The organism is Rugosimonospora africana, from assembly GCF_016862975.1.
In the GTDB taxonomy this organism is placed as follows: domain Bacteria; phylum Actinomycetota; class Actinomycetes; order Mycobacteriales; family Micromonosporaceae; genus Rugosimonospora; species Rugosimonospora africana.
In genome coordinates this window covers 42,846-63,317 of record NZ_BONZ01000046.1, presented here as the reverse complement: position 1 = coordinate 63,317, position 20,472 = coordinate 42,846, and the positions used below count along the sequence as shown (strand labels likewise).

Annotated in this window: 13 protein-coding genes; 8 read left to right on the top strand and 5 right to left on the bottom strand. The window is 69.9% G+C overall.

Going from position 1 to position 20,472, the window contains the following annotated elements:
• The 6 genes from Raf01_RS24720 to Raf01_RS24695 form a co-directional block, all read left to right on the top strand.
• On the top strand, nucleotides 1-1,759 hold a 1,759-nt coding region (locus tag Raf01_RS24720), incomplete at its 5' end, for a DUF5682 family protein (protein ID WP_203920382.1).
• Nucleotides 1,756-2,889 carry a VWA domain-containing protein gene (locus Raf01_RS24715; RefSeq protein ID WP_203920381.1) on the top strand — a complete coding sequence of 378 codons (1,134 nt, stop codon included), beginning with the start codon at nucleotides 1,756-1,758 and terminating at the stop codon, nucleotides 2,887-2,889. The genes Raf01_RS24720 and Raf01_RS24715, both read left to right, overlap by 4 nt.
• Nucleotides 2,886-4,814 carry a YehQ family protein gene (locus tag Raf01_RS24710; protein WP_203920380.1) on the top strand — a complete coding sequence of 643 codons (1,929 nt, stop codon included), beginning with the start codon at nucleotides 2,886-2,888 and terminating at the stop codon, nucleotides 4,812-4,814. The genes Raf01_RS24715 and Raf01_RS24710 overlap by 4 nt, the downstream gene beginning before the upstream one ends.
• Before the next feature lie 211 nt (nucleotides 4,815-5,025).
• Nucleotides 5,026-7,206 (top strand): sigma-70 family RNA polymerase sigma factor, encoded by a 2,181-nt coding sequence (locus Raf01_RS24705; RefSeq protein ID WP_203920379.1) that lies wholly within the window; start codon nucleotides 5,026-5,028, stop codon nucleotides 7,204-7,206.
• A gap of 155 nt (nucleotides 7,207-7,361) precedes the next feature.
• Nucleotides 7,362-8,843: a pectinesterase family protein gene (locus Raf01_RS24700; RefSeq protein ID WP_203920378.1), complete on the top strand. Its 1,482-nt coding sequence runs from the start codon at nucleotides 7,362-7,364 to the stop codon at nucleotides 8,841-8,843.
• 41 nt (nucleotides 8,844-8,884) lie between these two features.
• Complete coding sequence (locus Raf01_RS24695; RefSeq protein ID WP_239133875.1) at nucleotides 8,885-10,378, top strand: RICIN domain-containing protein; 1,494 nt, start codon at nucleotides 8,885-8,887, stop codon at nucleotides 10,376-10,378.
• A 136-nt stretch (nucleotides 10,379-10,514) separates the two neighbouring features.
• Here Raf01_RS24695 and Raf01_RS24690 read toward each other — a convergent pair whose 3' ends face one another.
• Entirely contained in the window at nucleotides 10,515-11,240 is a 726-nt protein-coding gene (locus Raf01_RS24690; protein WP_203920377.1) for a TetR/AcrR family transcriptional regulator, read from the bottom strand.
• Between the two features lie 24 nt (nucleotides 11,241-11,264).
• Between Raf01_RS24690 and Raf01_RS24685 the strand changes: the two genes are divergently transcribed.
• Nucleotides 11,265-12,395: an FAD-dependent oxidoreductase gene (locus tag Raf01_RS24685; RefSeq protein WP_239133874.1), complete on the top strand. Its 1,131-nt coding sequence runs from the start codon at nucleotides 11,265-11,267 to the stop codon at nucleotides 12,393-12,395.
• Nucleotides 12,396-12,497: 102 nt separating this feature from the next.
• Here Raf01_RS24685 and Raf01_RS24680 read toward each other — a convergent pair whose 3' ends face one another.
• Entirely contained in the window at nucleotides 12,498-13,019 is a 522-nt protein-coding gene (locus Raf01_RS24680; protein ID WP_203920376.1) for an LppU/SCO3897 family protein, read from the bottom strand.
• A 223-nt stretch (nucleotides 13,020-13,242) separates the two neighbouring features.
• Here Raf01_RS24680 and Raf01_RS24675 point away from each other — a divergent pair, with 223 nt between their 5' ends.
• Complete coding sequence (locus Raf01_RS24675; protein WP_203920375.1) at nucleotides 13,243-16,047, top strand: AfsR/SARP family transcriptional regulator; 2,805 nt, start codon at nucleotides 13,243-13,245, stop codon at nucleotides 16,045-16,047.
• Here the strand turns inward: Raf01_RS24675 and Raf01_RS24670 are convergent.
• The 3 genes from Raf01_RS24670 to Raf01_RS24660 form a co-directional block, all read right to left on the bottom strand.
• Complete coding sequence (locus Raf01_RS24670) at nucleotides 16,044-17,771, bottom strand: hypothetical protein (RefSeq protein ID WP_203920374.1); 1,728 nt, start codon at nucleotides 17,769-17,771, stop codon at nucleotides 16,044-16,046. The genes Raf01_RS24675 and Raf01_RS24670 overlap by 4 nt on opposite strands.
• A 201-nt stretch (nucleotides 17,772-17,972) precedes the next feature.
• Complete coding sequence (locus Raf01_RS24665) at nucleotides 17,973-19,121, bottom strand: FG-GAP repeat domain-containing protein (protein WP_203920373.1); 1,149 nt, start codon at nucleotides 19,119-19,121, stop codon at nucleotides 17,973-17,975.
• A gap of 175 nt (nucleotides 19,122-19,296) precedes the next feature.
• Entirely contained in the window at nucleotides 19,297-20,301 is a 1,005-nt protein-coding gene (locus tag Raf01_RS24660; RefSeq protein WP_239133873.1) for a coiled-coil domain-containing protein, read from the bottom strand.
• Between the last annotated feature and the right edge of the window lie 171 nt (nucleotides 20,302-20,472).

Below are 20,472 nucleotides of genomic sequence, written 5' to 3'. Positions count from 1 at the left end.
GTCAGCGGCCGACCTGGAACGCGAGACCTACATGGCCGGCTGGATCCGGGCCGCAGCCGCCCGCGGCGAAGGCCCGGTGCTGGTGGTCTGCGGAGGTTTCCACCGTCCGGCATTGGAGCGGCTGTGCACCGAGCCCGCCGACCCGGAGTGGCCCCCGGTGCCGCAACCGCCGCCGGACGCGACCGGGTCGAGCTACCTGGTGCCGTACTCGTTCAAGCGCCTGGACGCCTTCCAGGGCTACCAGTCCGGGATGCCGTCACCCGAGTTCTATCAACGGGTGTGGGACGACGGGCCCATCGCGGCGGCGGGTGGACTCGCCGAGGCCGTGGTGCGCCGCCTACGCGGACGCGGCCAGCCGGTCTCCACCGCCGACCTGATCGCGGCGCGGACGATGGCCGAGGGACTGGCGCGCATCCGTGGACACGGCTACCCGAGCCGGGCCGACGTTCTCGACGGTCTGGTGTCGGCGCTGGTCGGCGAGGCGATGGAGGTACCGCTGCCGTGGGCGCACCGGGGCCGGCTGGCCGTCGGTACGCACCCGGTCGTGGTCGAGATGGTCGCCGCGCTCGCCGGCGACCGGGTCGGGCGGCTGCACCCGGACACCCCGATGCCGCCGCTGGTCGGCGAGGCGACGGCCGAATTGAGCCGGCTCGGCCTGCAGGGGCACGGAACTCACGGCGTCGACCTGACCGATGACGTCGACCGGGAACGCAGCCGGACCCTGCATCGACTGCGGGTCCTGGGCATCCCCGGGTTCGTCCGGCCGAGCGGTCCTCGCCCGGGCGAGGATCCGACGCTCACCGAAACCTGGCACTTGGCGGCCCACGACGACCGTCTCGTGGCCCTCATCGAGGCGGGCGCGTACGGTCCCACCCTCGCCGAGGCAGCCGCGGCGAAGCTGCTGGAACGCTCGATGGCCGCGTCAGGCCAGGCAGGTGCGATCGCCGAGGTGCTGTTCGACGCCGTACTGTGCGGGATCACCGCCCTGGCCGGCCAGATCGTCGCGACGCTGCGCGGCAGTGCCGCGACGATCACCGACCTGAGCGATCTCGGCGGGGTGCTCGCCGTCGCGCTGGGCCTGTGGCGGCACGACCGGTTGTTCGACACCGCCCGGAGCCCGGTCCTCGGCGCGGTCATCGCCGAGGCTGTCACCCGTGGACTGTGGCTCGCCGAAGGCGTCCACGGCGGACCCGCGCCGGCCGACCGGGCCCGGCTGCGCGCCATCGCGGCGATCCGGGACGCGGTACACCATGCCGGCGCGGCGCTGGACCTGGACCGGGCGGCGGCCCTGGCCGTGATGGGTCGCATCGCCGCTGACACGTCGGCCCCGCCCGACCTGCGCGGTGCGGCCTTCGGCGTCGGCTGGTCGTTGGGGTCGGCCACCGACCCGCGGCGGGCCGTTCGTGGGGCGAGCGCACCGGGCACGCTCGGCGACTGGCTGGCCGGCCTGTTCAGCGCCGCCCGTGAAGAGGCGATCGCTGACGACGGCCTGCTGGACGTGCTCGACGGCCTGGTCAGCGCGATGCCCGATGGCGACTTCCTCGTGGCGTTGCCGGCGTTGCGGCAGGCGTTCGCGTACTTTCCACCACGGGAACGGCAGACGATCGCCGAGGCGATGCTGTCCCGGCGCGGCATCCACGGCTCCGCCCGGGGCTGGCTACGGCTGCGTTCGGATCCGATGCAGACCGCACGGGCCCGCGAACTGGACGCCTACGTGGATGACGTGCTGATCCGCGAAGGGCTGGTGACGCCCCGATGACGGCGCCCCTGGATCCGAACCTCGAACGCTGGCGGCTGATCCTCGGCGAGGCCGGCGACGCCTGCCTGGGTGGGCAATCACTCGGCCAGCCCGCCGCGGGCCGCGACGCCGCACTCGACTGGCTGTACGGCCGGGACGAGGAGCTCGCCCGCCGCGAGGTGCGTACCCGCCATGGCGGCGATGGCAGCTCGCAACTGACCACAGTGGACTGGCTCGACCAGGTCACCAGGCTGTTCCCCAAGGAGACCGTCGAACGCCTCGAGCGCGACGCTGTCGAGCGGTACAACATTCCCGACGTACTCACCGACCCAGACGTGCTCGGCCGGATCGAACCGAACCCGACACTGCTCAAGGCCGTGCTGCGCACCAAGCACCTGATGAACCCGCAGGTGCTCGCACTGGCCCGGCGGATCGTCGCAACCGTGGTACAGCAACTGATGGACCGCCTGGCCGTCACCGTCCGGCAGTCGTTCAGCGGGGCGCGGTCGCGGCGGCCCAGCCGGTTCCGGCAAGCCCGCAACTTCGACATGCGTCGCACGATCCGGGCCAACCTCGGCCACTACCAACCGGAGCAGCGGCGGCTGCTCATCGAAGAGGCGTACTTCTTCGGACGTCACCGCCGGCAACTGGAGCCGTGGCAGTTCATCCTGCTCGTCGACCAGTCCGGCTCGATGGTCGGCTCGGTCATTCACGCCGCGGTCACCGCCGCGTGCCTGTGGGGCCTGCCCGGCATCCGTACCCATCTGGTTGCCTTCGACACCGACGTGGTGGATCTGACCTCCGACGTCGACGATCCCGTCGAGCTCCTGCTCAAAGTGCAGCTTGGAGGTGGGACCGACATCGCCCGCGCGGTGGCCTACGGCGCGGGTCTCGTCGACAACCCGCGCCGCACGATCGTCGCTCTCGTCACCGACTTCTACGAGGGAGGCAGCCCATCGTCCCTCGTGCGCACGGTACGCCGGCTGGTCGAGCAGGGCAGCCACGTGCTGGGGCTCGCGGCGCTCGACGAGGAGGCGAATCCGGTGTACGACCGCGAGATCGCCCAACAGCTGGCGGACGTGGGAGCGCACATCGGCGCGATGACGCCCGCGCACCTCGCCGAGTTCGTCGCCGAGACGGTGGGGCGATGAGAGCCGACCTGCTGGCGCTCACCGCCGACGCACTCGCGGCGCTGACCAATCGCGGCCTGGTGAAGCGGGCCGCCAAGACCATCGACGCCGGGGAACTGCCGGCGATCGACACCGACGCCGACGGCACGGTACGGGCCGAGTTTCCCGACGGGGTACGCACGACCCTGCCGCCCGGCGGCCTCGATACGGCAAGCTGCACCTGCGACGCGGTCGGCCACTGCCGGCACACCATCACACTGGTGCTGGCGTACCAGGCCACCGCGGCCGCTCCCGACGCGGGCACCCCCGACACGGGCGCCTCGGCGCCGTGGTCGCCCGGGGACTTCACCGACGACCAGATCGAAGCGGTCATCGGCCCGCGGGCTCTCGCAGCCGCACGGCGCGCCGCTCGCGCCGGGTACGTCGCCCAGGTCCACCGGCCCACGCCCGGCGACGCGGCCCCACGCGTCGACCTTCCCTCCTGCACCGTTCGCTTCCTGGTCCCGGGCGACCTCGGCTACGTCCGGAGCGACGCCGCGCAAGGGGCGGCCGACGAAGCGGTCGCGCTGGCGGTCTGGGCCTTCCGCGCGGCCGACGCCACCGACCCGACCGCCCAGCAGGTACGCGTCGAGGTCGGCGCCGGCACCTCCGGCACGCGGACCGCGCTCGCCTCCGCCGCCGAGCTTGTCAACGATCTGCTGCTTGAGGGTGCGGTGCACGCCGCCGGTCTCGTACCGGCCGTCGCCGCGGTCGCTCGTGCCCTCGACGCCGAACGACTGCGGTGGCCGCTGCTCGCCATCGACGACATCGCCGATCAGCTCACGGCGTACGCGCAACGCAGCGCCCGTTACCAGGCCGAGCAGTTCGCCGAACTCCTCGCCGAGGTGCACGCCAGGCACCGTGCCACCAGCAACGGCACGACCCGACCCAGCGTTCTGGGCATCGACGAGCCGTCGGAGACACGGCTTCGCACCATCCGGCTGACCGGCCTCGGTTGCCGGGTCCGCGCGGCCGGCCCCGAACGCAGCGCCGACGTCTTCCTCGCCGACCCGTCCAGCGCGACCGTGCTCGTGCTGCGCCACCAATGGACGGCCGCCGACGACGAGTCCCCCGCGGGCGCGGCCGGTCGACGGGTCGCCGGAGCCACGATCGCGGCGCTGGCCGCCGGAAACGTGGTGACCGAGTCGGCCGTGCGGACCGCCAGCCGCCGGGTCCGCCTACCCGCCGGACGCTTGTCCCGCAACAGCGTCATGAGTGCACAGGGAGACTGGGACAACCTGCCACCCGGCATCCTCGCCAAGGACCTTGCCGCTCTGACCGCCGAACTCGATCGCCTACCGCCCCGCCTGACCCGTCCCCGCATCGACGCGGAAGCCGTTCGTGTCGTACCGGTGGCGGAGGTGCGCTCCACCCGGTATCTTCCCGGCGATCAGCGTCTCGACGCGGTCATCACCGACCCGGCTGGCGGTACCGCGACGGTGTCGGCCGTCTACTCCGCGGCCAGCCCTGGCGCTCTGGACGCCCTCGCCGACGCCTTGCCCGAGGCGCGCTACGTCTCCGGCGTCGTACGCCGGGGCCGCGGGGGGCTCGTCATCGCTCCCCTCGCCGTGGTCCACGGCCAGCGGGTAGTGGTACCCGACCTGGCCCCGGCCACCGGCACCCCCAACACCGACAACGGCTCGACCGGGTACGCCGACGAGATCGGCCTGACACTCGACAGCGCGCTGCGCCTGCTTGCCGAGTTGGCTCACCGCGGCGGCCGACACCTGCCCCCGACCTACGCCGACCGGCTGCGCGACTGTGCCGCCAGGCTCACCACGATCGGTCTGGAGCGCTGCGGCCACGCCCTGGCGGAGCTCGCACAGGCCTACGGCACCGACGACCTCCTGATCAATGCCTGGATCGATGGGCAGATCAGGTTGATGGTGGCCGCCGACAACCGCTGACCCAGCGCCTCGCCGGTACCTGAGCCACACGATCACGCCGGGTGAACGCGCAGGGCAACCAATCTGTAGATGCACGGACGATGGGAGCGATAACACAAACCGGGAATGCGACTTCGGTGCCGTTCGAAACGCTTTACATGCCTTTCTGGGCTGTGCGAACATACGGGCCCGGCGACGCGACCGCCTACCCGGCAACGGAGACGTGAAGGGAATGACCGCGGTGACGCAGGGTGAGACCGTGCCGGTTCTCAACACCCCGTCGCTCGTGCGGGCGGCACAGGGCGGAGACGAACGCGCGCTCGGCGAACTCGTCGCGGCCCACCTGCCGATCGTCTACAACGTCATCGGGCGGGCGCTCAACGGGCACGCCGACGTCGACGACCTCGTCCAGGAGACGATGATCCAGGTCGTACGGTCGCTGGCGGGGCTGCGCGAACCCGACCGGTTCCGGTCGTGGGTGGTGGCCATCGCGTACCGCCAGATCCAGATGCATCACCGGAGGGCGACCCGGCGGCAGCGAGCCCGCGAGGCACCCGAGGAGCTCGCCGATCCGGGCGGTGACTTCGTCGAACGCAGCATCATCGGGCTCATGCTCAGCGGGCAGCGGCGGGAGCTCGCCGAGGCGACCCGGTGGCTGGAGGAGAACGACCGGCACCTGCTCGCGCTGTGGTGGCAGGAGGCCGCCGGAGAGCTGAGCCGCGGCGAACTCGCCGCCGCGCTGGGGCTGAAGCCGACCCATGTCGCCGTGCGGGTTCAGCGGATGCGTACGCAACTGGACGCGGCGCGCGGAGTGGTCCGGGCACTGCGCGCAACGCCGCGGTGTCCCGAACTCGCCGAGGTCCTCAAGGCATGGAACGGCGAGACCGACGCGCTGTGGCGCAAGCGCCTCACCCGACACGTGCGCGGCTGCCAACGCTGCGCGGAGCTGAGCGCCGACCTGCTGGCGCCGGAGAAGCTGCTGCCCGGCATCGCCTCCTTGCCGGTGCCGGTCCTCCCGATGCACGGGCTCAAGGCCGCGGCGGCGAAGGCGGGCGCTTTCAAGGGCGTCGGGCTGCTCGCGCACCTGCAGCAGTTTGTGCACACCAAAGCGGCCGTGGCCACCGCCGTGGCCGTCGTGGCCGGAGGCGGGATCGCGTTCGCCGTGTACGAGACGCCGACGAACGGCGACGGGCCGAGCGGGACGGCCGCCGCGGTCCGACCCAGCCACGGGGCACTGGCGCTGAATCCGTCGCGGCCGGCCGCGACGGCCGGCACTCCGGCGGCTCCGAAACCGTCCGCGTCGGGGCTGCCGGCGCGGTTCACCGGCGTGACGACTGCCGACATCTTCGTCGCCCCGGGCGGTGACGACGCCAGCGACGGGAGCATCGCCCATCCGTACGCGTCGCTGAGCAAGGCCGCGGCCGTTGTTCGGCCCGGTCAGACGATCGCGATGCGCGGCGGCACCTATAGGCCGACGACGCCGATCACCATCGACACCAGCGGCGACGCCACACACCGGATCACCCTGAGCTCGTACCGCGACGAGCACCCCGTCATCGACGCGAGCCACATCCCCGCCGACAAGTGGACGGTCACGCAGCACGGCTCGTACTGGAGCGTGCAGGGCTTGGAGGTCGAGAACTCCGGGAGCCACGCGTACGTCTGCCTGTCCTGCGAGTACGACGTCTTCCTTCGCCTGTCGATGCACGACAACGTGGAGTCCGGCCTGACTCTGCGCGACGACGGCACGATCGGCAACCAGGTGCTCGACAGCGATTTCTTCAACAACCACAACCCGGCCGACCAGGGTCAGACCGGCATCGGCATGGGCATCAAGTTCGGCTCGGGCGAGGACAACATCGTGCGCGGCTGCCGCGCGTTCGACAACGCCGACGACGGCTTCGACTTCGGCGACTTCGCCAGCGCCATCGACATCCAGCACAACTGGGCCTACGGCAACGGCGTCAACCGCTGGAACGTGGCCGACTGGCACAGCAACGGCAACGGCTTCACCCTTGGCGGCGGCACCCCGCCGGCAAGCGCGAGCCTCAGCATGCGCCACAACGCCGCCTGGGACAACATTCACGACGGCTTCGCCGACGGCGGCAACCCCGCGGAGTTGTTGCTGCAGAACAACACCGCGTTCCGTAACGGCGCCACCGGCTTCGACATGCCGAACAGCCCGGCGACGATGCGCAGCAACGTCGCGATCGGCAACCACACTCCGGTCAGCATGGGCGCCGGCGTGCGGACCAGCCGTAATACGTGGGACGACGGCACCTGGACCGCGTCGATGTTCCGCTCCACCGACGCCACCGCCGCGCAGGGCGCCCGCCGCGCCGACGGCAGCCTGCCCGCCACCGACTTTCTCACCACGGGCAACGGTATGGGCGCATCCATGCCGGAGTCCTGAGGTTCACAAGCTCAGGGCTGTCTCACCATCGTCCGCGGCGCGCTGAATGGCGTGGTCGGCAAAAAGCCGGATCGCCACCGTCAACTTTTCGTTATCCGGCCGCCGGACGGTGCACCTATACATCGATGACTATCACACTCTGCCCTGGAGGATCCATGCATGCAGAAAGACGGCCACGGCGGCGCCGGCACACGGTCCGGGTCGCCGGTACCATCGCCGCGCTCCTGACCGTGCCTCTGACGGTGCTCGCCGTATCGACGTGGCCCTCCGAGGCGGCCAGCACCCCCACGGCCGGCGGCGTCTACACCCTGGCCAGCGGCGCCAGCGGCAAGTGCGTCGACGTCACCGGCGCCTCGACCGGCAACAGCGCCCTACTGATCCAGACCGCCTGCAACAGCGCCGCGACCGACCAGCAGTTCACGGCGGTCACCCAGGGCAGCGCCTTCAAGCTGGTCAACACCAACAGCGGCAAGTGCGTCGACGTCCCCAGCGCGACCACCACATCCGGCACGCAGCTGTGGCAGTACACCTGCGGTACCAGTACCAACCAGCAGTGGACGTTCGCCGCGTCCTCGGCAGCGTCCGGCAAGTTCCTCGTGAAGAGCGTCTCCTCCGGGCTCTGCCTGAGCGACAAGGACGGCTCCACAGCCGGCAACAACCCGATCGTGCAGGAGACCTGCTCCGACATCGCCCGCATGCAGTGGTCGTTCAACTACGTCGCCGGCGCGACCTCCAGCCCACCCCCGACGACCGGTACGCCCACGGTCGCGTCGGACGGCACCGGCCGGTACACGACGGTGCAGGCGGCCATCAACGCCGTGCCGGCGAACAACACCAGCCACGTCACCATCACCATCAAGCCGGGCACGTACCGGGAGATCGTCACCATCCCGGCGAACAAGCCCTACATCACGCTGCAGGGTCTCGGCTCCTCGCCCAACAGCACGGTCATCGTGGACAACCACTGGGCCGGGGGCAACTTCCCCGGCGGCAGCGCCACGATGTTCGTCAACGGTCACGACAGCGTGCTGACGAACCTGACCGTCAGCAACGACTTCGACGAGAGCACCCAGACCAGCGGGCAGCAGGCGGTGGCCCTGCAGTTGGACGCCGACCGCTCGATCCTCAGGAATGTCCGGCTGCTCGGCGACCAGGACACCTTCCAGATCAACGACGACGCCCGGCTGTACGTGGTGAACTCGTACGTCGAGGGCACCGTCGACTTCATCTACAGCGGCGGTACCGCCGTCTTCAACGCCTGCTCGATCTACGAGAAGCGCAGCACCGGCGGCCCCATCACGGCGGCCAGCACGGACCCCGCCAAGACCTATGGGTTCCTGTTCTACAAGTCGACCATCACCGGTGCGGCGAACAACGTCACCCAACTGGGCCGGCCCTGGCGGCAGGGCGCCCAGGTGCTGTACCGCGAGTCGAGCCTCAGCGCCACCATCAAGGTTGCCCAGCCGTGGACCGACATGGGCGACGCCACCTGGAAGAACGCGCGGTTCCTCGAGTACAAGAACACCGGCGCCGGGGCCACCGTCAACAGCAACCGGCCCCAGCTGAGCGACTCGCAGGCCGCCAACTACACCCCACAGAAGTACCTGGCCGGCTCGGACGGCTGGAACCCCATGTGACGGCAGCCGTCCGGGTGCCCCAACCACTACTCCATGGAGAGATGACAACAATGGTTCCCAAGCTACGAGGCCGCAGGCTTGCCCTCCTGATCGCCGCCACGGTGCCCGCGCCTGCCGTCGTCCTGGCACTGGCGGTGTTGCCTTCGGAGGCGGCCACCGCGCCCGTCACCAATGGCGTCTACACCCTGGCCAGTGGCGCCAGCGGCAAGTGCGTCGACGTCACCGGCGCCTCGACCGGCAACAGCGCCCTACTGATCCAGACCGCCTGCGACAGCGCCGCAACCCACCAGCAGTTCCGGGTCGCGGCGCAGGGCAGCGCGTACAACCTCATCAACACCAACAGCGGCAGGTGCGTCGACGTCCCCAGCGCGACCACCACGTCCGGCGCCCAGTTGTGGCAGTACACCTGCGGCACCAGTACCAACCAGCAGTGGACGTTCACCGCGTCCTCGGCAGCGTCCGGCAAGTACCTCGTGAAGAGCGTGTCGTCGGGCCTGTGCCTGAGCGACAAGGACGGCTCCACGGCCGGCAACAACCCGATCGTCCAGGAGACCTGCTCCGACATCTCACGCATGCAGTGGTCGTTCAACTACGTCGCCGGAGCCACCTCGTCGCCGACCTCCGGCGGCGGTCGGACCTGGTCCAACGTGGCGGACGGGTTCGCGAGTACCGAGGGCGGCACCACGGGCGGGGCCGGCGGCACCTCGGTCACCGTGACGACCTACGCCGACCTGCTCAAGTACGCGACGTCCAGCAGCGCCTACATCATCCACATCAGCGGGACCATCACCGTACCCACCTACGGCTACGAGATCCCGGTGACGTCCAACAAGACGCTCATCGGCCTCGGTACCACCGGTGTCATCAAGAACGGTGGCATCTTCCTCAACGTCGGCGTGCACAACGTCATCATCCGCAACCTCACCATCGGCTACACCGCGATGCCCGACGACGACCCGGACGACAAGGTCTACGACTACGACGGCATCCAGATGGACACCGCCAACCACGTCTGGATCGACCACGACAACTTCGTCCAGACCAACGACGGCATGATCGATAGCCGCAAGGACACCACCGACGTGACCGTGTCCTGGACCATCATGTCCAACCACAACAAGACCTTCGGCATCGGCTGGACCGACAACGTCACCGCCCGGATGACCATCCACCACAACTGGATCCACGACACCAACCAGCGCAACCCGAGCGCCGACAACCTCGCCTACGCCCACCTCTACGACAACCTCCTGCAGAACGTCAGCAGCTACGGCAACTACTCGCGGGGCGCCACGAAGATGGTGCTGGAGAACAGCTACTTCGAGAACGTCAACAACCCGTACTACTACGAGACCGACACCGGAGCCCAGCTCAAGCAGTCCGGCAGCATCCTGGTGAACTGCACCGGCTCGCACACCACGAACGGGTCGGCGTTCAACCCGAGCAGCTTCTACTCGTACACCCTCGACCCGGCCGCCAACGTACCCAACCTGGTGAAGACGTACGCCGGCCCGCAAAGCAACATCAGCATGTAGTACCGCACGCGCGAGACGCCGCGCCCCCCGGCCATCCGGTCGGCGGGCGCGGCTCGCCGGTCTGTTTCGTGGACCGTGTTCCCGGCGATCCCATTCTCGTCACCCCCAGCGGCGGTACTGGCCCGCGAGCAGCAGGTCACGTGTGGGGATGGCCGGTGATGCCGTCCAGGACGGTGATCAGGTTGTGGTGGAAGGTTTCCTCGGCGTTGAGGTGGGCGCCGTCGATGACGAGCCGGGCGACGGTTGGGTAGCGGCCCGTTTCGAGCATGCGTGTCACGTAGGGCCCGAGCGCGGACTGCCAGGCGGCCACGTCGGTGCCGGTAGAACGGGCGGTGCGCCGCTCGGTGACCTCTCTGCGGAGCGCCCCGATGATGAAGCCGTTGAGGGCGCCCAGGGCCCGCTGGAGGTCGTCGATGCCGCGTACGCCGGGAGCCTGGCTGAGCGCCGCCGCGGTCGATTCGCCGACGGCGAGCGCGTGGGGTCCCAGGTGTGGCCTTCCGCCGAGCAGGTCGGAGAACCACTCATGCTCAAGGGCGGCATCGCGGGTCCGGTGAACGATGGCCAGGACCGTGGCGCGCCACTCGGAGTGGCGACTGGCCTCGGCGATCTGGGCATAGACGGCGTCCACCATCAGATCGAGCAGTTCGGACCTGTTGATCACGTAGTCGTAGAGCCGCATCGGACCGACACCGAGCTCTTTGGCGAGCTTGCGTACCGACAGCCCGTCGAGGCCGTGTGCGTCGGCGAGCCGGATCGCCGTGGCGGCGATCTTCGCGCGACTCAGCGGCACCGGCGCCGCCCGCGATTGAGGCTCGGGCCGTTCCCAGACGGGCAGCGGTGCGCTACCGTACGGCGTATCCATAAGCTACAGCGTACGGTAACGGAGATGATGATGCGAATCGCGATCGCCGGGGGTGGCCTCGGCGGCCTGACGCTGGCCCGAATCCTGCACCGGCACGGCATCGACGCCGTGGTGTACGAACGCGAGGCGAGCCGATCCACGCGATCGCAGGGCGGAATGCTCGACCTGCACCCGGAGTCCGGGCAACAGGCCCTGGCCGACGCGGGCCTCACCGGCCGGTTTCGATCCGAGGCGCGGCCGGAGGGCGAGGAACTTCGCATCCTCGACCCGGCCGGACGCACCCTCGTGCACCACAAGCCACAACCCGGTTCATTCTCCGGACGCCCCGAGATCGATCGGAGCGTACTGCGTGATCTTCTGCTCGATTCACTCCCCGGCGACGCGGTGGCCTGGCGGCACAGGCTCGTCGCGGCGACGCCACGACCCGACGGAGGCTTCGGGCTGGCGTTCGATGGCGGCCACAGCGCCGACTGCGACGTCCTCATCGGCGCGGACGGCGCACGCTCGGTCGTCCGGTCGCTGCTCACCGACGCGGCACTGTCCCACGTGGCCACCTTGGTAGAGCTGAGCATCGGCGACGCCGACCGGCGCCACCCGGACCTCGCCGAGTTGGTCGGCCCCGGAAACCTGTGGTGCATCGGCGTGAACCAGATCCTTGCGGCGCAACGCCTCGGCGACGGCAGCATCCGAGTCGGAATCTCGTTGCGCGCAGAGGACCGCGACCTCGACACCTACCGCAGCAAGCGCACCCTGCTGGACATGTTCGACGGCTGGGACCCCAACCTCACCGCACTCATCGAAGCCGGCGACAGCGCGCCAATCCCACGCAGGATCGAGGCGATGCCCACCGGCACACGCTGGGCCCACCGGCCGGGCATCACCCTTATCGGCGACGCCGCGCACCTCATGCCGCCGGTAGGCGAGGGCGCCAACCAAGCCATGCTCGACGCCGCCGAACTCGCCGCCGAACTCGCCACCAACCCCGCCGACCCGGACGCGGCGATCCGGAGGTACGAAGAGGCGATGTTCACCAGAACTCACCCGATCGCCGACATGTCCGCACGAGTCCAGGCGATGATGCTGTCCCCCACCGCGGCCGACGACCTCGTTCGCTTCTTCACGCCGCGGCCCACCGAGCCGGCACCCGCGAATTGACAGTCCCCTGCCGGTGGTCCCAGGAGTCCGGCTCGGACCGGGGGTGCGGGGCGCCATTCCGGCAGCCCCGCACCCCCCACCCGTCTCTGTGGCGGTCGCTGCTCAGGAGAGCGACTCAACACACAGGACGAAGTCCTCGGAGTTGACCAGTGGATCGTCTTCGTACAGGGTCTCGGTGTAGTCCGTGTCGGCGCAGGCGTCCTCGCTCGTTGTCCCCTTGACCTTGAGCAGTACCTTGAGCGCGCCCTTGGTGTCGCAACTCGCCTTCACCACGAGGCTGCCGTAGTAGACCAGGCAGTCGCCCTTGTTGAGCTTGTCCAGGTCACCATGGATCGTTTCGTCGGTCGGACTCGGCTTGGCCGCGTCGCCCTGGCTCGGTGATGAGTCGGCGCTGGTGCCGCCGGCCTGCGACGACGTGTCGGACTTGTTCACCAGCGCCGCGACCGTGCCGCCGCCGCAGCACAGAACCAACACGCCGATGACGATGCCGATGATGAGTGGCTTCCGGTTCCGCTTCTCAGGCGGCGCGGCCATCGGCGGCGTGGCCATCGGCGGGTACCCGGGCGGACCCGGGTTGTGGTACGGATTCTGACCGCCGTCCTGCGGCGAGCCGTACGTCGACAACGTGTTCCTCCTACATATACAGACAGCACTTCGGACGCTCGGTCGATGGGCCGGCAGTCCGGACCGCGCCTGACGCGCAGCGGTTTCGGAGGATCGGCGCTGCTGCTGGTGATTTGTTGACGATCCGCTGATGCGGTGTTTTGTCCCGAGCGGAGCCATCCGGTAGCCTTTTCCTCTTTCCGGATGCTGGCATCGTCGCGGGAAGAGGTCGGACGGGGGCGAGATGGAGTTTCGACTGCTCGGTCCGGTCGAGGTGTGGGTTGCCGGCCGGCCGGTCGACCTTGGCTCGGTCAAGCGACGGACCATTCTGGCGGCCTTGCTGCTCGAGGTGAACCAACCGGTACCGATCGATCGATTGATCGAGCTGATCTGGGGCGCGGAACCGCCGCCGCGGGCGCGCAATGTCGTGCAGGGGCACCTCTCCCGGATCCGTCGCATCTTGCTTGACGCCGGTGCCGAACAGGCGGGGGTGGCCGTCGACACGCGCTCGCCGGGGTACGTGTTGTACGCCGATCCCGAGCTGGTCGACGCACATCGTTTCCTGCGCCTGGTGCGCGAGGCCAGGCCGGCGGCCGACCCGGAGGCCGCCGAGCTGCTGTCCCAGGCGCTCGCCCTGTGGCGGGGACCGGCCCTCGTCGGCCAACCGCGGGCGGAGGAGTTGGGCGCGACGCTGGCCGAGGCCCGCCAGCTCGCGATGGAGCAGTACGCGGATGCCGCCCTGCGACTGGGCCACAGCCAGCAGTTGCTCGGCGACCTCACCGAGCTGGCGGTCGCGTACCCGCTGCGGGAAGGGTTGGTCAGCCGGCTGATGACGGCTCTGGCCCGGGCAGGTCGGCAGGCCGACGCGATCGATTGGTACAACCGCACCCGGCGGCGGCTCGCCGAGGATCTCGGCGTGGATCCCGGGCCGGATCTGGCTTCGGCTTTCCAGGCCGTCCTGAATTCGACCGCCGCGCCGTCGAGCCCCCGGCCGGTCACGGTCGACGGTCCGGCCGCCGAGCCTCCCGCGGCGTCCGGCAACGCGCCCGTACCGGCGCAACTACCACCCGACGTGTCGCATTTCACCGGGCACCAGGTCGAGTTCGCGGCGCTGCTGGTATCGGGCGAGCGGACGGGATCGCCCGACGCGGCCCGGGTGTCGGCGATCGTCGGGCCGGGCGGAGTTGGCAAGACAGCATTGGCGGTCCACGCCGCGCACCGGCTCGCGGCGCTGTTCCCCGACGGGCAGCTCTTTCTTGATTTGCAGGGCTTTGCCGAGGCCGAGCCGCGCAACGCGCACGCGGCACTGGGCATCCTGTTGCGCGCGTTGGGGGTACCGGCACGTCAGGTACCGGTGGACACGGCCGAACGGACGGCGTTGTACCGTTCCCGGCTGGCCGGCAAGAAGATGCTGATCCTGCTGGACAATGCCAGCTCCTCCGCGCAGGTCCGGCCGCTGCTTCCCGGCTCGTCGGGGTGTTTCACGCTGGTCACCAGCCGCCGCCAGTTGGACGGGCTGGTCGCACGCGACGGGGCTGTGCAGTTCACCCTCGACACCCTCGACCAGGCAGCCGGCGTGGAGCTGCTCGCCAGGCTGATCGGGCCACAGCGCTGTGCCGCCGAGCCACGTGCCTGCGTGCGGCTGGTCGACCTGGCCGGACGGCTCCCCCTGGCTCTGCGGATCCTCGCGGCCCGAGCGAACTCCGTTCCCGGCCGGCCGATCGCGCAACTCGTCAGCGCGCTCGACGATCAGCGCCTGCACCTCGACAGACTGTCCACTGAGGACGGCGACACGAGTGTCCGCTCGGCACTGCTGTTGAGCTACCAGACGTTGTCGCCGCCGTCCGCGCGGGTGTTCCGGTTGATGGGTCTGCTTCCCGGCGCGAGCCTGCCGCCCTATCTGGTGGCCGCGCTGGCCGGCTGCTCGCCCGCCGAAGCGGAATCCGTGCTGGGCGCTCTGGCCGCGGTACATCTGGTCCAGCGCGGGGCATCCGGCCGGTACGGGATGCACGATCTGGTGGCCCACCACGCCATGGAGCGCTCCATCGAGGACGAGCCCGCGACCGAACGCCGTGCCGCGCTGGCCCGCCTGGCCGACTGCTGCCTGCTGACCATCAGTACGGCGGAGCGCGCGGTCTCGCCGGACCTGCCCATGCCGGAGTATCGCGTCGAGCACGTTCCCCCCGTACCGCTGGAATTCGCCACGCCCGCGGACGCGGACGGCTGGCTCGATACCGAACAGGAGACCCTCCGTGCGGTGATCCGGGTGGTCGCCGAGTACGGGCTGCACGAGCGCGCCTGGCAGCTGGTCCATGCGCAGTGGCCGCTCACCGAACGCAACGAGCTTTGGCAGGAGGCGGTGAGCCTCGGGGAACTGGGCGTCGACGCGGCGCGGGCCACCGGCGACGCGCGCGCCGAGCTTCGCATGCTCCGGTACCGGAGTCTGGCCTACAGCAGCCTGAGCCAACACCAGGACGCCGCCCGGGCCGGCCGGGACCTGGTGACGATCGCGGAACGGTTGCAGAGCCCGGAGGACATGACGGCGGCGCTGCTGAGCCTCGCCGGCATTCACTGGCGGGCCGGGGAACACCAGGACGCGGTCGACTGCCTGCTGCGCAGCCTGTCACTGGCTCAACAACACGAGCTGCGCTACCGGGAGGCACAGGTACTGTCGAAGCTGAGTTGCGTACGCCTGGATCAGGGCCGGCCACATGACGCGATGGCCGATGCCCGCCGCGCGGTCGAGTGCTCGGCCCGCCTGGCCGCCCCGCAGATCGAGGGGCAGGCGCTGATCAACCTGGGCAACGCGCTGCGGCAGCTGGGCGAGTTCGACGCGGCTCTGGTCGAGTACCGTCGCGCGCTCCCGTTGGTACAGCGGGGTGGGATACGGGTGGCCGAGGCCGAGGTGCTGTACATGATGGGTCACGCGCTCGCCCATGTCCAGGGCCCGGCCGCCGCGCAGGTACCGTGGCGCCGGGCGCTGACCCTCTACACCGAACTGGGCCGGCCGGAGGCCGACGAGGTCGCGTACGAGCTGGCCGGTTGTTAGAGCTTTCCGAGTGCCTCGCGGGCCTGCGTGACAAGCTCGGGTACGCCGGTCAGCTCGGCCAGCCGCAGGCCGATCCGGTAGGCGTGGTGCGCCGCGGCCCGGTTGCCGTTCTTCGCCTGTACGTCGCCGAGATCCAACGCCGTCGAGACGATGTCTTCCGTGAAATCGGCCGCGTGAGTCAGCGCGTGCCGGAAGGCCGCCTCGGCGTTGGCCAGATCGCCGTGCAGGATCCACAGCGCGCACGCAGCGAGCGGCTGTGCGTCGGCGGCCGATTCCGGTACCCGACGCCAGGCCGCCCCGGCCTGATCGAAGCTGCCCGTGCGCACCAGAATCGCGCCGAAGAGTACCCACGCGCGGGGAACCAGGCCGGGGAATCCGACCTCGCCGAGTCGGGCGACCGCGGTCTCCGCCCCGGCCATGCCGTGCTGGTACCAGAACATCAGCGCGATCTGGGCGGCGGCCTGCGCGGCATGCCTCGGGTGCCCGGTGCCCATCGCTTTCTCGAAGGCGCCCAGGGCTCCGCCGAGATCCTGTTGTTCCAGGAAGCGCCGCCCCGCCTCCAGCGCGCCTATGGCGACGACCTCCGGGTCGGTCAGGTCCATGTGCTTGATCACAGACTGGAGTTCGTCCAGGTCGCCCAGTCCGGCCAGTTCGTCGAGCATGCGCCGGGCCTTGGCCCGGTCGTCCGGGCCGCCCCGCTCCGCCGCGACCCGCCAGGCCCGACCGGCGGCCACGAGGTCGCCCTGCCGGTACAGCATGATGCCGAGATTCACCGCGGACTTGCCGCTGTGCTCCGGCTCGTTCAACGCCATCGCGCCCTCGTAGGCATCCCGTGCGCCGGCCAGCTCGCCGCCGTCCTCCAGCAGCGCGCCGAGGTTGAACAGCGCGTAGGCCGCTACCCGCGGCTCGGCTCCGGCCGCCACCCGGCGCAGCTCGAGCACGCCGGCCTCGACCTCACCCTGCTGGCGGGCGAGCACCAGGCCGAGGTTCACGCCGGCCATGTCGGCCGCCCAGCCCTGCCCGGCCCGCGCCCGGCGCAGCAGGTCGACCGCGCGGTCCACCTCGCCCCCGGCCAGAAGGACGGAGGACAGGTCGAACGCCGCCATCGGCGCGAACCGCGGGTGCCCGGACGCCATGGCCCGTTCCAGGGACTCGCGCGCACCGTCCTGGTCGCCCTGCAGGGCTCGGACGGAACCCAGGTGGTAAAGACCACCGACGGACACCTCCGGTACACGGCAGGTCGTCGCCTGTTCGAACGCCGCGGCGGCCGGGCCGGGTTCGCCCTGGGCGAGCCAGATCCGTCCCCGACCGATCGCCGCCCGCCCGACCACCTCCTCGGCCGTCGCCGGTACCGGTCGCGGCGCCACCCCATGCTGGGCGAGCGCCCGGATGTTTCCGGCCGCTACCGTGGTGACCTGCCCCCGGCCGTGATCGGCCGCGTGACGCAACGCCGCCTGTGCCGCGTCCATGTCCTCGTCGACGAGCAACGTGCCGATGCGCAGCGCGGCGTGTGGCGCCAGCTCGGGTTCCCCGCCCTCAACGATCCGGGCGAACCAGTCCAACGCCTCCGCGATGTACCCGTGCGCCGTCAGGTCCTCGGCGGCGTCGGCCATCATCTCCGCGCTGACCCGCTCGCCCGGGATGTCGGCGGCCATCGCCAGCAGCCCGAGGTTGACACCGCTGCCGGGTGACAGCTGCGGTATCTTCTCGACCTTTCTCGCCATCCGAACGCCTCTCTCTATCCGCCGATTCGCCTGGCGGCTCATCGGTCGGCCACCGGCTCACGTACCGGGCCGGTGCTGGATGGTCCCGGAGTTCGTTGGCGTTTCGTTGACGACCGGCTGACGGCCGGACGGACGTGTGCATGATGGCGGCCAGGACGCCTTCACTGTGACCGGCGACGGTGACTGGCGCGCGCCGACCGCTCAGCGGGCGACCTTGGTGCGGCTCATCGGGAAGTCGCCTGGGATGGCCGACCAGACCGGAACCAGGTCCCAGTTGAGGAGTCTGACCGGCGAGCTGGCCAGCACCCACATGACCGTACCGCCGTTGTCGAGCATGCCGATGAGTTCACCCTCGCCATCGCCGTCGATGTCGGCGGAGGTGATGACCGACCGGGTGAGCACAGCGCTGTCGCTGGGGTACTCGAGCGGGACCACCCACGGCGTCGAGTACCCGTAGATTCGCTTGTCGGTACCGTTGAATATCCTGATCTCGGCATTGCTGACCACCGCGATGTCGTCCATGCCGTCGTTGTTCTGGTTGAACGTCGTCAACTGGGCAGGCTGGCCGACATTCGGCTCCCAGTTCGGGTCCCAGTAGATCTGGTACGGCTCGCTCGGTCCCCCGGACGGGTGGTTGGGCCAGACCCAAATGATGGAGAGCGAGTTGGTGTAGTCCGTCAACCCGACGAGTTCGTCGCGGCCGTCGCCGTTGATGTCGCCGGCGGTGAACCCCCACACCTCCGAGGGCGGGTACCAGCCCCTGAGCGACTGCCAGCTCTCGTAGGGCTCGCTCGAGCCGTCGCCGACGCTCGCGGTGCCCGGGAACACCCAGACCCCCATGGTGTCGTCGGGATAGTGGTACACGGCGATCAGGTCGTCCTTGCCATCGCCGTTGACGTCGCCCGCGGCCACCTTCACGTCGCTGAGCCAGAAGTTGCCCGGCGGGGTGTACCAGACGCGGTACGCGTCCGTCGCGGTCGGTCCGGAGCCGCCCGTGCCGGGAATGACGAACAGCCCCGCGGCGCCGTTGCCGTAGTCGTACAGGCTCATGATGTCGGTGCGCCCGTCGCCGTTGAAGTCACCGGCGACATTCTTCGTCGCGCTGATCCAGTAGTTGCCGGGCCCGGTCTCCCACGCCTCGTAGGCCCCGATCTGCCCGGGCTGCCCGTCCGGCCGGTTCGGCGCGCCGGGGAACACCCACAGCCCCGTGTCGCCATTGCCGTAGTCGAACAGCGCGAGCAGGTCACCACGCCCGTCGCCGTTGAAGTCCCTCTTCCCGTCGGCCCAGGCCGGGGCGGCGACCATGACAACACCGAGTGTGGCGAGTACCGCGGCAAGTGTGGCCGACACCAGTCGACGTGCACGACGGCTCCACCGAAATCTCATGATCGCTCCCGGCATCCAAGAGATCGAGGAGAGTGACTGTAGCCGAGGTTCGACACAGACCGCCAGGGGGCGCTCACCACCGGTCACACGGCGCCCGGGTCTCCGCGACCCATCGCTCTCAAGCCTGGACGGCCGCGGGTTACTGCACGGACAGGTGGACGTGGTTGTAGTGATCGCCGGCCGGAGTTCCATCACCCTGGTAGGCACGCCATCCGCTACCCGGCAGCCAGATGCGCTTGTACCAAATCACGTAGAGCACGGCGAGCCGGTCGGCGTTGGCGAGCAACCAGGCGGCCAGCCGGTCACCGTACGCCTTGTCCGCCCCGGTCGCCTTGGCGTCGACGAAGGTGGTGGCGTTGGCGGAGAAGTCGCATGCCCGCCCCAGCGGGTGCTCGCCCGACCCGCCGTCACGGTGGCACGAGACGTAGTGGGTGAATCCCGCCTTCTTCACCTCCTGCAGAGCATGCAACATGCGCGGCGTGATGCAGCCCGAGGTGGTGGGGTCGTCGATCGAACAGGATTCCTTGGGCCAGCTGCCGTCGGCATTGCGAGGCGCCGGGGTGGCGGACGCGGCGCCACCGGAGGGACCGGCGGTCGCGTCTCCCCCACCTGCCGCCTTCAGCGCCGCCTCGGCATCTTTCTTCTGTTTGTCCATGATGGCCAACTGGGTCTGCTGCGCGGTGATTTCTGTGGTGATGGCAGCCTGTTGCCGGTCGTACTGCGCCGCTACCGCATGCAGTTGGCGCAGGGCTCCGTCGTCCCGGCGGATCTGGGCCTGCACGCTGGTCGCCCGGTCGAGGAAGTCGCTGGTCGACGCGGAGCCCAACAGGACACCGAGGCTGCTCAGTCGCCCGGTCTTGTAGACGGCGACCGCGGTGGCCTGCACCTGTGTGGTCAGCGCGGTCAATTGTGCCTTGGTTGCCTGAATCTGCGTCTCGAGTTGGGCTTGGTGGCTTTTCGCCGCGGTCAGGCGCCCTTGCGCGTCGTTGTAGCCGCGGGATGCCGCGTCCAGTTGCTTCTGCAGGGTGGCGCTGGTGCCGCCGTCAGATCCGGCAGGCCCGGCAGAGGCCGGAACCGGTCCGGCCACCACCAGCACGGCGCCCACCATCGTGGCCAGAACACCCGCCAGGATACGGCGTGTCACCAGGGTCCTTGGGGCTCGACGCATTCCGGCAGGCTACTACCATTCTTCGTAGCCGGACGAGGCCCGATCCGTAACCGCCACCCACCCGGTTTTCCCTTTTCGCCGCGTTATCGGGCCAATAGCGGCGAACCATCCGGCGTCTGGCGCGCGGCACACGCTCGTTTCTCGGAC

What these genes read in the sequence shown, in the direction of transcription:
- Raf01_RS24715 (WP_203920381.1), top strand. Translation starts at nt 1,756, where the DNA reads ATGACGGCGCCCCTGGATCCGAACCTCGAACGCTGGCGGCTGATCCTC.
- Raf01_RS24710 (WP_203920380.1), top strand. Translation starts at nt 2,886, where the DNA reads ATGAGAGCCGACCTGCTGGCGCTCACCGCCGACGCACTCGCGGCGCTG.
- Raf01_RS24705 (WP_203920379.1), top strand. Translation starts at nt 5,026, where the DNA reads ATGACCGCGGTGACGCAGGGTGAGACCGTGCCGGTTCTCAACACCCCG.
- Raf01_RS24700 (WP_203920378.1), top strand. Translation starts at nt 7,362, where the DNA reads ATGCATGCAGAAAGACGGCCACGGCGGCGCCGGCACACGGTCCGGGTC.
- Raf01_RS24695 (WP_239133875.1), top strand. Translation starts at nt 8,885, where the DNA reads ATGACAACAATGGTTCCCAAGCTACGAGGCCGCAGGCTTGCCCTCCTG.
- Raf01_RS24690 (WP_203920377.1), bottom strand. Translation starts at nt 11,240, where the DNA reads ATGGATACGCCGTACGGTAGCGCACCGCTGCCCGTCTGGGAACGGCCC.
- Raf01_RS24685 (WP_239133874.1), top strand. Translation starts at nt 11,265, where the DNA reads ATGATGATGCGAATCGCGATCGCCGGGGGTGGCCTCGGCGGCCTGACG.
- Raf01_RS24675 (WP_203920375.1), top strand. Translation starts at nt 13,243, where the DNA reads ATGGAGTTTCGACTGCTCGGTCCGGTCGAGGTGTGGGTTGCCGGCCGG.
- Raf01_RS24670 (WP_203920374.1), bottom strand. Translation starts at nt 17,771, where the DNA reads ATGGCGAGAAAGGTCGAGAAGATACCGCAGCTGTCACCCGGCAGCGGT.